Here is a 13,764-nt window from a genome sequence, read left to right on the forward strand (position 1 = left end):
CCGGCAGCAGGATCCGCAGCCGTGGATCGCGGCGCAGCAGGGGAATCAGCCGCTGGGCGGGCAGCACCGCCGCCTCGGCATCCCCCGCCAGCAGCAGGTTGAGGCCGTCGCGGTCGTCGTGGGCGAGCGCCTGACGCCGCAGCTCCCGTAGGCGATCCAGATCCACGGCGATCGCCTCCGGCCCGCCTGCCGCCAGCTGCATCACCAGCCGCGGGCTGGAGGGGAGCACCAGCTTGCCCCGCAGGCTGGGATCGAACAGCAGCGACCAGCCCTCGCGGCTGCGGGCCGCCAGATCAGGCCGGCTGCGCAGCACCAGCACCCAGGGGGTGAAGGCCCAGGGATAGGCCAGGGCCGGCGCCCCTTCCGCCTGGAACAGGCGACTCACGAGGGCTGCTTCCGGTGTGAGCCTGGCCAGCAGGGCCGGAGCTGCCAGGGGCTGCCAGCGGGAGGGGGGCAGGCTGGTGGCCCAGCCATCGTTCAGCTGCACCAGGGCCGCCTTGGAGAGGGCGCCGAGCACGGCGGCCGGATCCTCCAGCAGCTGCGAGCGCCAGGGATCCTGGAGTTGTTTCAACCAGGCGGCAGGTAGCTCGCCGCGTCCGGAGAGCAGCAGCGGTCCATCAGCGCGCTGGCAGGAGGCCAGCAGCGGTGCCAGAAGTGAGCCCGCCGCCAGGGTGCGGGCCCCCCGGCCTGCCCCCAGCAGCACCTGGCGCCGGCTCCAGCCGGAGACCGGCCTGGAAGCCCGTGCAGCCGGGGTTGGTTCTGCTGCGTTGCCCATCGTGGCGACCCTAGAGGCGCCCCTCCTCGAGCAGAAGACCACAGGCCTGGTCGCAGGCGGCCGCCAGACCCTCCAGATGGCCGCCGCTCAGCGACCAGAGCATGGCCAGGCCGCCGGCCCCCACCCCTTCCTTGACGTAGCCGTGCTCGTAGTCCTGCAGGGCGCGCTGGCGGCAGTTGTGGAACCGCAGCTCTGAGGCGAAGGCCAGGGGCTGCACCTGCCAGCGCGCGCCGATGCGCCTCAGCAGCTCCTGCAGATCGCTGTCTGCCTCCGCCGCCACCCAGGCGGTGGTGCCCAGCGCCACCCGGTCCACCAGGTGGGCGCGCTGATCGGCCGGTGTGAGCGCCAGGGCGATGGCCAGCACTGCCGCCATCTGGCTGCCTCCGGCCAGGAGTACCGGAGGATGTGCGGTATGGGATGGGGATGCCTGGCCCAGGCCCTGCCCCAGCCCCAGCCCCAGCTCCTGGCCCAGCCCCTGAAGCAGCCCCAGCACCAGGCCCGCCGCCAGCGGCTGCATCGGATCCCCCACCGCCGCCAGAACAGCCACCGGATCGCTCGGTCCATGCTCCAGGCCCGCACGGGCCAGTCCCTGGGCCACCAGAGTCGCCTTGAGCGCATGGGCAGGCTGATGCAGGCTGCCGCTCACCAGGCCCTCAGCGGCCACCCCCAGCCCCGTCAGCACCGCCTGGGCCGTGGTGGTGCCGCCAGGCACGCATTCGGCGATCACCAGGGGGGCTCTTCCCAGCCGCCGGCCCCAGGTCCGGCCCAGCTCCAGCAGCTGCTCCACCCGCCGCCGCTCCATGGCGCGGCCGCTGCTCAGACAGGCCGCCGGGCCGCTGGCCCCTGGCAGACGCACATGCGGCACCGCCGGCCTCACAGGACAGCCCAGGTCGACCACCAGCGGATCGATGCCCAGCGTCTGCAGCACCACATGGCCGATCAGGGCCGGACTGACGCCGGCCGGCAGCGGCGGCAGGGCATGGGGACGGTGTGCGGCGGGGCCGAGCAGCAGCAGCTCCGCATCTGCCGCTGCCGTGCGCCGCCGGGAGGCGGGAGTGGCACCGGCGGCGGAAATTCCCGGCACTGCTGCCGTCTCGGTGGCGGCCAGCAGCAGCAGCACCTCGCTGGCCCGGCAGTTCTGCGTGAACTGCTCCAGCCAGAGCTGGGCGACGCCGGCCTGGCCCGCCAGGCGACGGATCACAGCGGATCGAGGGCCACCAGGGCCCGCAGGGCCTCAGGGGGTTCGCCGATCGGCGACTGCAGCCGCGGAAAGATCCAGTAGGCCACGGCATGCAGGGCCAGAACCACGATCACGTTTTGGATCAGCACCAGCAGGAGGGCGGCCAGCTGCACCTGCAGCAACTCGAAGCCCGCCCCCATGCCCAGGAGGCCGCCGATTCGCTCGAGCAGGCCGGCGGCGGCGGTGGTGATCAGCACCCAGAGGTTTTCTCCCACCAGCACCGAGAGCACCGCCACGCGCACCAGAAAGCCGGCCGCGCCGATCAACGCCCCCACCGGCCAGGTGAGCCACCAGCTGGCCTGGCGCCGCCAGCCCCAGCCCAGCCAGAGGGCCAGCAGGCCATAGGGAAACAGCACCAGGGGGCCCCGGATCGGGCCCATCAGGGCCACCAGCAGCAACGCCGTGACAACCACGCCCTCGCTGGCGCAACGCCAGCCATGGCGAAGCTGCAGCAGGGCCAGCGGCAGGGGCAGGGCGAGGCGGAAGAGGGGACTGCCCACCGGTAGGTAATACAGCGCCATCCACAGCAGCGCCGTGGCGGCGGCCAGGTAGGCGGTCTCCATCAGCTGGCGGGCCTGGCGCTGGCTGAGGGGCGGATTGCTGCGCACGGGGAGACGACTCAACGGGCTGCTGCGGAAGGGGGGCTCATCGGGGGGCGGGCGCCGGGGTGCTGACCGGAGCGGCCGGGGCACTTGCTGGGGCAGCTGCCGGCACCCGCTCGATGCTCTCCACCTCAAACGAGAGACCGGCGGCGCGCAGAGCCTGCGTCAGGGCCTCGGCCGGAGCGGCGGGATCGGCCTGGGGCAGCTGGATCGTGACCCGGTAGGGAGCCGGGGTGGAGGGCCGCACTCCGCTGGATCCCTTGCCGGCTGGCTTGATGCCGGCTCCATCGGCAGCGGCGGTTCCAGCCGATGGATCGGCTGGGGCGGAGGCCGTCTTGGACGGGTCAGTCCTGGCTTGGCCTGGGGTCGGTGGTGCCGTCTTGCCCTGGCCTGTCGTTGTCTGGTCAGCCGGCACAGGAGTGGTCAGCACCGGTGTTTCCTGCCTTGTGCCGGCAGTGCTGGAGGCACCGGGGAAGCTGCCTGCCAGGCGAGCCCCGAAGGGGGAGCCGCTGCAGCCGCCGGCCAGCAAGGCCAGCAGGCTTGCCGCCAGCAGGGGCCGGATGGGGCCGTGAGCGGGGGTGTTCAACTGCCGGCCGCCTTGATCACCCGCACGGCACTGGCCCGCAGGCGACCGGTCTTGGTGGTGGCGGGGGGCTTTTTCGCCGCTGGTTTGGCTGCTGCTGTGCCGCTGGCGGCCGCTTTGCCAGCGGCTGTGCTCTTGGCGGCGCCTGTCTTGGAGGCGGTGCCCGTCTTGGTGGAACCGGTCTTGGTTGCAGTGCTCTTGGAAGCAGCCGCGGCCTTGCGGCCCTTGCCCTTGCCGCTGGCCGCCTTGGCCCCCAGCAGCTCCACGGCCTGCTCCAGGGTGATCGTTTCGGCGGTGCTGCCTTCCGGCAGGGAGGCGTTGACCTTGCCCTGCTTCACATAGAGGCCGTAGGGCCCATCGAACACCTGGATGGCCTCCTCGGCGCCCTCGGGCGTGCCCAGATCCTTCAGCGCCGTGCGGCCACCGCGGCCGCGCTTGGGCATGGCCAGCAGCTCCATGGCCCGCTCCAGCCCAACGGTGAGCACGTCGTCTTCGGCCTTGAGGGAGCGGTAGTCCTTTTCACCCTTGCCCTTGTCGTGCACCACATAGGGACCGAAGCGTCCCAGACCCGCCTGCACCTTGCCGCCATCGGGATGCTCCCCCAGCAGCCGCGGTAACCGCAGCAGGCCCAGGGCATCGGCGAGGCTGAGCTCTTCCGGCTTGACGCCCTTGGGCAGGGAGGCCCGTTTGGGCTTGGGGTTCTCGTCGCTCACCTGGCCCTTCTGCACGTAGGGGCCGTACTGGCCGAAGAGCAGATACACCGCTTCTCCGGTTTCGGGATCCTCCCCCAGCGATTCGGGCCCCTCGGCCTTCTGCTTGAGAATCAGCTCGGCCTTTTCCGCATCGAGATCGCCGGGGGTGATCTCCTGGGGCAGGGTTGCCTTGAGCAGCTCTTCGCTGCCGTCTTCGCTGACGCGCTTGGTTTCGAGGTAGGCGCCGAAGCGGCCGATCCTCACCACGCAGGGCAGGCCCTCCAGCTCCACCGTGCGCGAGATGCCGGGGTCGATGTCGCCTTCCCGCTGCTGCACCTGGGTTTCCAGGCCGGTTTCGCCTTTGTAGAAGGCCTCGAGATAGGGCAGCCAGGACACCTTGCCGTGGGAGATCTCATCGAGGGTGTTCTCCATGCGGGCGGTGAAGCTCGTGTCCACCAGATCCGGGAAGTGCTCCTCCAGCAGTCCGGTCACGGCGAAGGCGGTGAAGCTGGGGATCAGGGCGTTGCCCTGCTGGGTGGCGTAGCCCCGGTCGACGATCGTGCCGATGATCGAGGCGTAGGTGGAGGGGCGACCGATGCCCTCCTTTTCCAGCATCTTCACCAGGGCCGCTTCGCTGTAGCGGGCGGGGGGCTGGGTCTGGTGGCCGAGGGCCTCCACGGCCGTGCAGGACGGGCTGTCGCCCACCGCCAGGGCCGGCAGCAGCACTTCCTGGCCCTCCAGGGCGGCATCGGGATCGTCGGATCCCTCCACGTAGGCCCGGAAGAAGCCGGCGAAGTCGATCCGCTTGCCACCGGCGCGGAAGTTGGCGGTGCCGAGGCTGCCGCCGGCCGCCACCTCCAGTTCCACGCTCAGCATCGTCAGACGGGCATCGGCCATCTGGCTGGCCACCGTGCGTTTCCAGATCAGCTCGTAGAGGGCCAGATCGCGGCCGTCCAGACGGGTGTCGCTGGGGGTGCGGAACCGTTCGCCGGCCGGCCGGATCGCCTCGTGGGCCTCCTGGGCGTTGCGGGCCTTGGTGCTGAACTGGCGCGGTGCCGGGCTGAGGTAGTCCTTGCCGTACTTCTCGCTGACGCAGCTGCGGGCGGCGGTGATGGCCTGATCACTGAGGTGCACCGAGTCGGTGCGCATGTAGGTGATGAAGCCCCGTTCGTAGAGGCCCTGGGCGGCGCGCATGGTCTCGCGGGCCGACAGCCGCAGCTTGCGGTTCGCCTCCTGCTGCAGGGTGCTGGTGGTGAAGGGGGGCACGGGTTTGCGCACCGTGGGCTTCTCCTCCACCGCCTTCACCTGCCAGGGGGCGGCCTGCACGGCGTCCTGGAGCTGGCGGGCTTCGTCCTCGGCCAGCAGCTTCACCGTGCTGCCGGCCTTGATAGCGCCGGTGGTTTCGTCGAAGTCACTGCCGCCGGCGATCCTTTCGCCGCGCAGGTGGGTGAGTTTGGCCTCGAAGCCACTGCCGGCCTGGGCGAGCTTGGCCTTGAGGTCCCAGTAGCTGCCGCTGCGGAAGGCCCGCCGCGCTCGCTCGCGTTGCACCAGCAGGCGCACCGCCACCGACTGGACCCGTCCGGCAGACAGCCCCCAGGCCACCTTCTTCCACAGGAGGGGGGAGAGGGTGTAACCGACCAGCCGATCCAGGATGCGCCGCGTCTCCTGGGCGTGCACCAGCTCCATGTCGAGCTCGCGAGTCTGGTCCAGGGCCCGGCCGATCGCCTCCTTGGTGATCTCGTGGAACACCATCCGCTTCACCGGCACCTTGGGGCCGAGCAGCTGCAGCAGATGCCAGCTGATGCTCTCGCCTTCCCGGTCTTCGTCCGTGGCCAGCAGCAACTGATCAGCGCCCTTGAGGGCCTCCTTGAGCTCCTTGACCACCTTTTTCTTGTCCTTCGGCACCACGTAGAGCGGTTCGAAGGCATTGGCCGTGTTGACCCCCAGGTTGGCCCACTTCTCGCCCTTGTGGGCTGCGGGGATCTCGCTGGCGTTGTTGGGCAGGTCACGCACGTGACCCATCGAGGCCTCCACCCGGAAGTCCTTGGGCAGGAAGCCACGGATCGTGCGGGCCTTGGTGGGGCTCTCGACGATGACCAGGGTGTGGGCCACAGAGACGCGACGGGGACCGGTTCCCTCTTTATCGCATCGACCAGCCGACCGCCGTGTGTCGCTCCCTCATGGGCCCCCTGTGAGGAACCCTTCGTGAGCGTGCCGTGGCTACCAAGCGACGCGGCTACAGTCCGCAGCACCGGATCTCGTCCCTCGTCAGTTGCCGCGATGTTTCTGCCCGGTGTTCTTCCTCCCGCCGTGGCGGACAGTGTCTCGACGGCTGCGTTCTCTCCTGGGCTGAGCCTGCAGCTCCATGCCGGTGCGATCGCTCCGGAAGCGGCTGTGCTGATTGCCCTGCTGACCTGTCTGCTGGTTGACCTGGCGGGCGAGAAAGCAGCCAGCCGTTGGGTTCCCCCTCTTTGCTACGCGGGTCTTGGCACGGCCCTCGTGCTGCTGGCCCTGCAATGGGATGGTCCGCAGGATCCCGCCTTCCTCGGCTCTTTCCTGGCAGACAACCTGGCGATCGCGTTCCGTGCTGTGGTGGCGGCCTCCACCCTGTTGTCGCTGCTGCTGAGCTGGCGCTACGTGGAGCAAAGCGGCACCCCGGTGGGCGAGTACGCCGCCATCCTGCTGGCCGCCACCCTGGGGGCCATGTTCCTGTGTGGCGCCACGGATCTGGTCAGCATCTTCATTTCTCTGGAAACCCTGTCAGTTTCCAGTTATCTGTTGTCGGGCTACATGAAGCGCGACGCCCGCAGTTCTGAAGCGGCCCTGAAATATCTGTTGGTCGGTTCAGCGGCGGCGGCCGTGTTTCTCTACGGCGCCTCGCTTCTCTACGGCCTGACCGGCGGTGGCACCAGCCTCACCGAGGTGGCGTCCGCTCTGCAGACGAGTGCCTCTCCGGTCACAGCCCTGGCCCTGGTGTTCGTTCTGGCCACGGTGGCCTTCAAGATCGCCGCCGTGCCGTTCCACCAGTGGACACCAGATGTGTACGAAGGATCACCCACTCCGGTGGTGGCCTTTCTCTCTGTGGGCTCCAAGGCTGCCGGCTTTGCCCTGGCTCTGCGCCTGCTGGTGGGCTGCTTCGAGAGCTTCGATGCCCAGTGGAAACTTCTGTTCACGGTCCTGGCGGTGCTGAGCATGGTGCTCGGCAATGTGGTGGCTCTGGCCCAGACCTCGATGAAGCGGATGCTGGCCTACAGCTCCATCGGACAGGCCGGTTTCGTGATGATCGGGCTGGTCTGCGGCACCGAAGATGGCTTCGCCGCGATGGTGCTCTATATGGCGGCCTATCTGTTCATGAACCTGGGCGCTTTCGCCTGCATCATCCTCTTCTCCCTGCGTACCGGCAGTGATCGGATTGCCGATTACGCCGGTCTGTATCAGAAGGATCCGCTGATCACCCTCGGCCTCAGCCTCTGCCTGCTGTCGCTGGGTGGCATCCCGCCGATGCTCGGCTTCTTCGGCAAGATCTACCTCTTCTTTGCCGGCTGGGCTGATCACCAGTACCTTTTGGTTGTGGTGGGTCTGGTCACTTCCGTGGTGTCGATCTACTACTACATCTCCGTGATCAAGATGATGGTGGTCAAGGAGCCCCAGGAAGCCTCGGATGTCGTGAAGGCTTACCCGGAGATCAGCTGGAATCTCGCCGGGCTGCAACCGCTTCGTGCCGCCCTGATCACCTGCCTGCTCGCCACTGCCGTGGGCGGGGTGCTCTCCAACCCCCTGTTCACCTGGGCCAACAGCACCGTGGCAGGCACGCCGATCCTGATGCACGCGATCGGTTGAGCGTGTCATCCCAACCTGGCGGAACCGCTCCCGTCGCCAGCCTGGATCATGTGAGCAAGATCTACGGCGTCGGTGATCAGGAGGTCCGTGCCCTCGACGACCTCAGCCTCACCGTCAACCGCGGGGATTACCTGGCGGTGATGGGAGCCTCCGGATCCGGCAAGAGCACGGCGATGAACATCATTGGCTGCCTCGACCGCCCCAGCGGCGGCAGTTACCGGCTGAATGGCACTCCGGTCGAGCAGCTCGACGACGACCAGCTGGCCGATCTACGCAACCGCGAACTCGGCTTTGTGTTTCAGCAGTTCCACCTGCTGCCCAACCTCACCGCCCTCGACAACGTCGTGCTGCCGATGGTGTACGCGGGAATCCCAACGGCGGAGCGGAGCGAGCGTGCCCGCCATGCCCTGGAGCGGGTAGGACTCGCCGCACGGCTGCACAACAGGCCCAACCAGCTCTCGGGAGGTCAGCAGCAGCGGGTCGCGATCGCGCGGGCGATCATCAACCAACCGGCCCTACTGCTGGCCGATGAACCCACCGGGGCACTTGATTCCCACACCACGGCCGAAGTGCTCGACATCTTCGATGACCTGCACCGCCAGGGCATGACCGTGGTGATGGTGACCCATGAAGACGACGTGGCAGCCCGGGCCGATCGGGTGGTGCATTTTTGCGACGGCCACATCGCCGACTGAGAATTCCACTGCGGCTAATCCCACCGCGGCCAATCCAACCGCGGCACCGAGCCGGTTCGGTTCAGCTCGCCTTGCTGGCGGAGCTGCCCGGTCCGGCCTGGGGAACCGGCCGCTCCAGGGTCTGCAGCAGCTGGCCCATCAGCAGGGCGATGGCATCGCTGCCCACGGCGGCTCCGCCTGGATCAAGGTCGCCAGGGTCGACCGCCACCCAGCCGCCGTCCTGGGGAAGACGCAGCTCGAAGTGCAAATGCGGGCCTGTGCTCATGCCGGTGCTGCCCACCCGGCCGATCACCTCACCCTGCCGCACCTGATCGCCGGGCTTGACGTAGAGCTCCGAGAGGTGGCCGTACAGCGAGCGGCGCCGGGGGCGGTCGTGCTCCACTTCGATCGCCAGGCCGTAGCCGCCGGCGGGGCCACTGCTCACCACCCGGCCCGCCAGCGCTGCCACCACCGGCGTTCCCTCCGGTGCCGCCAGATCGCGCCCGGCGTGCATCAGCCAGTTGCCCAGGAGCGGGTGCAGTCGCCAGCCGAAGCCGCTGCTGGTGACCGCCGACCCGATCAGAGGGAACAGCAGTCGGCGGTTGCCATTCCCGGCAATCGGGGCTGGCCGGGGGGTGACACGGAACACCTGGGCCAGGCTGAAGCTGCCGTCAGGGCCCGCCAGCAGCGCCGACACGGGCACCGTGAGCGGCGGCAGCGGCTGGCCATCACCGCCGATCCGCGCGAAGCCGCCCTGCTCCAGGCCAGCAATCTGGCTTTCGGAGCCACGACCGCGCCACCGCACCACCAGGCCGCTGCTGCATTCCTGGGCGGAGAGAGCACCGCTGCGGCAGGCCTGCTGATGGGCCGGCACCGCCTGGGGATGCAGCGAGCCCGCTGAACGGACCCTGTCCCGCTCGGCTGAGGTCACCACACCCTGACGCACCAGGGCATCGAGGGAGGTATCGAAGCGGCTCGGCGCTCGGGCTGGGGTGGCCTGGGGGGCGGGGCGCAGCGGCTGGGGATCGAGGGCCGTGATCGGCCGTGCCGGCAGGACACGGGCCGGAGCGGTGGCCGGCTCAGGAGCTGCGGCGGATGGCGGAGCAATCGGCTGAGCTGCCGGCGCCGTCGGCGCTGAAAGTTCGGCTGCGCTGCCTCTCTCAGTGGGTGAGGTGGCTTGACCCCATGCGAGGCCGGCGGCCGTCAGGGGCAGCAGCGCCGCCATGGCAATCAGGGTCTTGGCGGAGAGCACCGGCAGCAATCAGGCAAAGGGCAGAGATGTTGAGTTTAGGCAGCCCGGGCAGACACCCTGAACTCAGAACCGTCGTTGCAGCAGGGTGCGCTCCGCACCGCGCTGCAGCACCAGGCTGCCATCCGTGGCCAGATCCACTGCCTGCCAGGCCACACCGCCGTGTAGCACCGGCGCGGCAGGCAGCAGCAGCCGCTGGCGCGCTTGCCGCAGCACCCGACCCGGAGCCAGGGCGTGGGTCGCCGCCCAGTCCAGGCCCCGCAGCAGCCGGGCCGCCAGGCCGGCAGGACTGGTGGCCCGGGCGGCGGCGCTGCCGCGCCAGCTCGGCTGGGTCGCCGCCAGGGCCGTTGCCACGGAAATGGCCCCCGGCGGCACCGGGTTGATGCCATTCAGGCCCACCCCAACCTGGGCCCAGCGAACCTGCTCGCCCCGCAGCCGCAGGCGAGGCAGGAGGCCAGCGATCTTTCGCCCCTCCACCAGTAGATCGTTGGGCCATTTCAGCTGCACCGTCAGGCCCAGGGCCTCCAGTTCCAGGGCCAGGCCCACTGCCACCGCCAGGCCCACCGCCGCGCCGCGGGGTGGCGGCAGCGCCCAGGGCAGGGCGGCACTGAGCCACACCCCACCTGCCGGCGATTGCCATGGGCGTCCCCGTTGCCCCTTGCCGAACCGCTGCCGGGAGGCCAGCACCGCCCGCGGCGCGAATGCCGCCGACCTGGCGCTCTGGGGTGGCACCACCGTCAGCCAGGCCTCCAGTTCCCGCTCGGTGCTGGCGCACACGGTTCGATGGCGCAGCCACCAGTCGGGAAAGGCCGCGGGATCGGGCTGGCCGTGCTGCAGCCGCCGGCGGGCCTGCAGCACGGCGGCGGCACTTAGGGGCGGGCGTCGGGCCCGAAGGCTCACAGCTGCCGCAACCAGGCCCCGATGCGGGCCGCACCGGCCTCCAGCTCCTCGCTGGGATGCACCAGGGCCAGGCGCAGCCACCCCTCACCGGCCGCCCCGAAGCCGTTGCCGGGAGTGAGGGCCACGCCGGTGGCCTCCAGCAGGGCGGCGCCGAAGGTTTCTGAATCCCAACTGCGGGGTCTTGCCGCCGGTGGCAAGGCCAACCAGAGGTAGAGGGCCATCGAGGGGCGCCGCACCGGCCAGCCCGCCGCCTCCAGGGCTGTCGCCATGCGATCGCGCCGCTCCCGGTACACGGTTCGCAGGCGCTCGGGCCAGTGGGGCTCCTGTTCCAGGGCAGCGATCGCTCCGGCCTGCAACGCCAGAGACTGGTTGAAGTCCACCACTCCCTTGAGCTGACGCAGGGCCGTGATCAGCCACTCGGCTCCGATCGCAAAGGCCAGGCGATATCCCCCCAGGCACCAGCTCTTGGAGAGGGAGAAGAACTCGATGCCGCAGCTGCGCCAGCCGGGGTGGCGCAGCAGGGCCGGAGCCTCCCCCTCAAGCGCCAGATCCACGTAGGGGTTGTCGTGGGCCAGCACGATGTCGTGGCGCAGGGCGCGGTCCACGAAGGGATCGAGCCAGTCCTGGGCGCCGGTGGTGGCGGTGGGGTTGTGGGGAAAGCCCAGCACCATCAGCTTCAAGGCCTGCCACTGGCTGGAGGAGAGCTGCTCAGGGTCTGGCCGCCAGTCCCGCGCCGGGTCGAGGGGCAGGAACACCGGGTTGGCTGAAGCCAGGTGGAGGCCGCCCCGGTGGGAGGGGTAATAGGGATCCAGCAGCAGGGCCTGGTCGCCTGGATTCAGCACCGCCAGAGGCAGGTGGGCCGTGCCCTCCTGCGAACCGACCAACAGGAGCACTTCCCGCTCCGGATCCACGGCCACGCCGAAGCGGCGTTCCGCCCAGGCGGCGGCAGCCTCGCGGAACGGCAGGGTGGCGGCATGCAGGCAGTAGGCGGCACTGTCGGGCCGCTGCAGGGCTGTGGCCATCGCGCTGATCGCCGCAGGCGGGGGTGGCAGGTCCGTGGAGCCGAGCGAGAGGTCGAGCAGGGGGGGCAACGGCGCGCCTGCTCCGGCGGCCTCCTGATTCAGACGAGCAACGTAGGCCGCCTTGCGGCTGTCGTTGCGGGCGAAGACACCGCTGCCCAGCAGCGACAGACGCTCAGAGATGGGCATCCAGGAAAGCCTTGAGCTGCGGCTTGGCCATGGCACCTTCATGGCGCGCCACTTCTACGCCGGCGCGGAACAGGATCAAGGTGGGCAGTCCCTGAATCTTCTGGTCATCGCGGGTGGCGGGATTGGGATCGGCCTCCAGCTTTCCCACCAGCAGCCGACCGTCGTACTCGGAGGCGGCCCAGTCCATCAGGGGAGCCATCAGGCGACAGGGCCCACACCAGGGGGCCCAGACATCGACCAGAACGGCCCCCTCAGCACCAAGGACCTCCGCTGCGAAATTGGCATCGGTGACCTCGGCAACGGGCACGGCGGCAGAACGAACGCTGGGGAGATTGTATGGACGGGGCCTGAGGATCCGGCCGGATCAGAGCCCATGGATCCGGCCGGATCAGATCGTCTGCCTGGATCAGAGCTTGTCGATCGAGCGCTTCAGTTCTTCCAGGTCGGCATCGACTTCCGCCACCTTGACCGGCTCAAGCTGCGGCATGGGGCCTTCGGCAGGCGGCAGGCCAACCGCTGAGGCGCCGCCTTCGAGGCGGTTGCGCAGGGCCGCCAGCTCGTCGTCCACGTCGTTGCCACCCTGCAGGGCCGCGAACTGGCTCTCGAGATCGGCACCGGCGAGCTCGGCAGCCGCCTGGCTGCGCGACTCCTGCTCCAGCACCTTCTCCTCCATTCGCTCGAAGGCGGCCATGGCGGAGTTGGTGCCGAGGTTGCCCACGGCGCTCTGCAGCTGCTCCTGGGCCTTGGCGGCCTGGGAGCGAGCCTTGAGCATGTCTTTCTTGGTCTTGGCCTCGGCGATCTTGCCCTCGAGCGCCACCAGGCTCTTCTTGAGGGTCTCCACCTGCCCCGCCTGCGACTGCAGCTGGGTGTTCAGCGCCGTGGCGGTGTCCTGGTAGGTCTTGCGACGGGACAGGGCCTCGCGGGCCAGATCCTCCTCTCCCTTCTTGAGGGCCAGCTCGGCCCGCTCATACCAGACCTTGGACTGGGCTTCAGACTGCTCGGCCTGGTTCTGGATGCGCTTCTGAGAGGCGATGGCGGTGGCCACGGCCTGACGCAGCTTCACCAGGTCGTCCTGCATGTCGGCGACCGACTGATCCAGGATCTTTGCGGGATCCTCCGCCTTGCTGACCAGGTCATTGAGGTTGGCCCGCAGCAGGCGGCTAATCCGATCAAAAAAGCCCATGGATCATGTACGGGGCAAGGCCCGAGGGTAGCGGGCATCGCTGGGGAACTCTGGATCGGTTGCCCACACCTAAGCTCGATCCATGGCCCGTCAGACCGGGAAGCTCGCTGCCGCAGGCGAGCCGCCAGATTCCAATCAGTCCGACTCCCGCCCCTCCCCGGACGGCGCCAGGATCGGCGAGAGCCGGTCCCGCAAGCTCAGTGCGGCAGGCCGCCAACAGCGGCCGGCGAGCAGCCGTTGGCGGGCGCGTAGCCCTGCCGCCACCAGCCGCCGCATCGGCTCGGTCTCGGTGCTTCTGCCGCCGCCGCGCCCGCCGGCAGAAGCACTCGCCACCTGCCTGGAGGCCCTGCAGCAGCACTGGCGGCAGGAGGGCCAGCTGGCTGCCCTCTGGCAGGTGTGGCCGCGCCTGGCCGGTCCCCAGCTGGCCCCCCACTGCCGGCCGCTCAGCTTCCACGGGGGGCTGCTCACCATTGGGGCGGCACCGGGACCCTGGCTGCAGGCCCTGCAATACAACCGCCATCAATTGCTCGGTGCCCTGCGCGGCGCCGGTTTCACGGTGCGCGATCTGCGGGTGCAGCAACACCACGCCCAGCCGTTGCCGCCGGCGGGCACCGCGATCGAAGCCGAGACCTGGGCGCAGCACCCCAGCCGCGTCGATGTGCATGGCCTCGGCGTCTGTCCCCGTTGCGGCAGCCCGGCCCCTCTGGGGGAGATGGAGCGCTGGGGACACTGCAGCTTCTGCCGCCGTCAGGCCCTGGCAGAGGCCGCTGCAGCCGCTGATCTGGAGCGGGCCCGGGCTGCAGCGACCGCAGCGGCCG

The 13,764-nt window shown here is 69.6% G+C and carries 13 protein-coding genes; 3 read left to right on the forward strand and 10 right to left on the reverse strand.

Annotated features, from left to right (window positions below; genetic code table 11):
• From KQ310_RS03500 to topA, 5 genes are all read right to left on the reverse strand, one after another.
• Positions 1-775: hypothetical protein (locus KQ310_RS03500; RefSeq protein WP_259720399.1), on the reverse strand; the 775-nt coding region annotated here is incomplete at its 3' end.
• 10 nt (positions 776-785) lie between these two features.
• The gene (locus tag KQ310_RS03505; RefSeq protein WP_259720400.1) at positions 786-1,976 is read right to left on the reverse strand and encodes a nicotinate-nucleotide--dimethylbenzimidazole phosphoribosyltransferase; all 1,191 of its coding nucleotides are present in this window, start codon (positions 1,974-1,976) and stop codon (positions 786-788) included.
• The gene (locus KQ310_RS03510) at positions 1,973-2,578 is read right to left on the reverse strand and encodes a DUF2232 domain-containing protein (RefSeq protein WP_259720410.1); all 606 of its coding nucleotides are present in this window, start codon (positions 2,576-2,578) and stop codon (positions 1,973-1,975) included. Before KQ310_RS03510 ends, KQ310_RS03505 begins: the two co-directional genes overlap by 4 nt.
• Before the next feature lie 82 nt (positions 2,579-2,660).
• Complete coding sequence (locus KQ310_RS03515; RefSeq protein ID WP_259720401.1) at positions 2,661-3,203, reverse strand: hypothetical protein; 543 nt, start codon at positions 3,201-3,203, stop codon at positions 2,661-2,663.
• Positions 3,200-6,004, reverse strand: coding sequence for a type I DNA topoisomerase (gene topA, locus KQ310_RS03520; protein ID WP_259720402.1), 2,805 nt, complete (start codon positions 6,002-6,004; stop codon positions 3,200-3,202). Before topA ends, KQ310_RS03515 begins: the two co-directional genes overlap by 4 nt.
• Before the next feature lie 168 nt (positions 6,005-6,172).
• On the opposite strand from topA, the gene KQ310_RS03525 reads away from it, so the two are divergent.
• Both KQ310_RS03525 and KQ310_RS03530 read left to right on the forward strand, forming a co-directional pair.
• Positions 6,173-7,732, forward strand: a complete 1,560-nt coding sequence (locus KQ310_RS03525) for an NAD(P)H-quinone oxidoreductase subunit N (RefSeq protein ID WP_259720403.1) — start codon at positions 6,173-6,175, stop codon at positions 7,730-7,732.
• Between the two features lie 50 nt (positions 7,733-7,782).
• Positions 7,783-8,427: an ABC transporter ATP-binding protein gene (locus tag KQ310_RS03530; RefSeq protein WP_259720404.1), complete on the forward strand. Its 645-nt coding sequence runs from the start codon at positions 7,783-7,785 to the stop codon at positions 8,425-8,427.
• A 61-nt stretch (positions 8,428-8,488) separates the two neighbouring features.
• Here the strand turns inward: KQ310_RS03530 and KQ310_RS03535 are convergent, their stop codons facing one another.
• The 5 genes from KQ310_RS03535 to KQ310_RS03555 form a co-directional block, all read right to left on the reverse strand.
• Complete coding sequence (locus KQ310_RS03535; protein WP_259720405.1) at positions 8,489-9,658, reverse strand: M23 family metallopeptidase; 1,170 nt, start codon at positions 9,656-9,658, stop codon at positions 8,489-8,491.
• A gap of 63 nt (positions 9,659-9,721) precedes the next feature.
• A complete protein-coding gene (locus KQ310_RS03540; protein ID WP_259720406.1) occupies positions 9,722-10,555 on the reverse strand; it encodes a biotin--[acetyl-CoA-carboxylase] ligase in 834 nt (277 codons plus the stop codon).
• On the reverse strand, positions 10,552-11,763 hold the full coding sequence (locus KQ310_RS03545; protein ID WP_259720407.1) for an aminotransferase class I/II-fold pyridoxal phosphate-dependent enzyme: 1,212 nt from the start codon (positions 11,761-11,763) through the stop codon (positions 10,552-10,554). The genes KQ310_RS03540 and KQ310_RS03545 overlap by 4 nt, the downstream gene beginning before the upstream one ends.
• Positions 11,750-12,070 (reverse strand): co-chaperone YbbN, encoded by a 321-nt coding sequence (locus tag KQ310_RS03550; protein WP_259720408.1) that lies wholly within the window; start codon positions 12,068-12,070, stop codon positions 11,750-11,752. The genes KQ310_RS03545 and KQ310_RS03550 overlap by 14 nt, the downstream gene beginning before the upstream one ends.
• Before the next feature lie 99 nt (positions 12,071-12,169).
• On the reverse strand, positions 12,170-12,946 hold the full coding sequence (locus KQ310_RS03555; RefSeq protein ID WP_259720409.1) for a PspA/IM30 family protein: 777 nt from the start codon (positions 12,944-12,946) through the stop codon (positions 12,170-12,172).
• A gap of 82 nt (positions 12,947-13,028) precedes the next feature.
• Between KQ310_RS03555 and KQ310_RS03560 the strand changes: the two genes are divergently transcribed.
• Positions 13,029-13,764: DUF721 domain-containing protein (locus tag KQ310_RS03560; protein ID WP_311134692.1), on the forward strand; the 736-nt coding region annotated here is incomplete at its 3' end.

The organism is Synechococcus sp. CS-1328, assembly GCF_025128095.1.
In the GTDB taxonomy this organism is placed as follows: Bacteria; Cyanobacteriota; Cyanobacteriia; order PCC-6307; family Cyanobiaceae; genus CBW1002.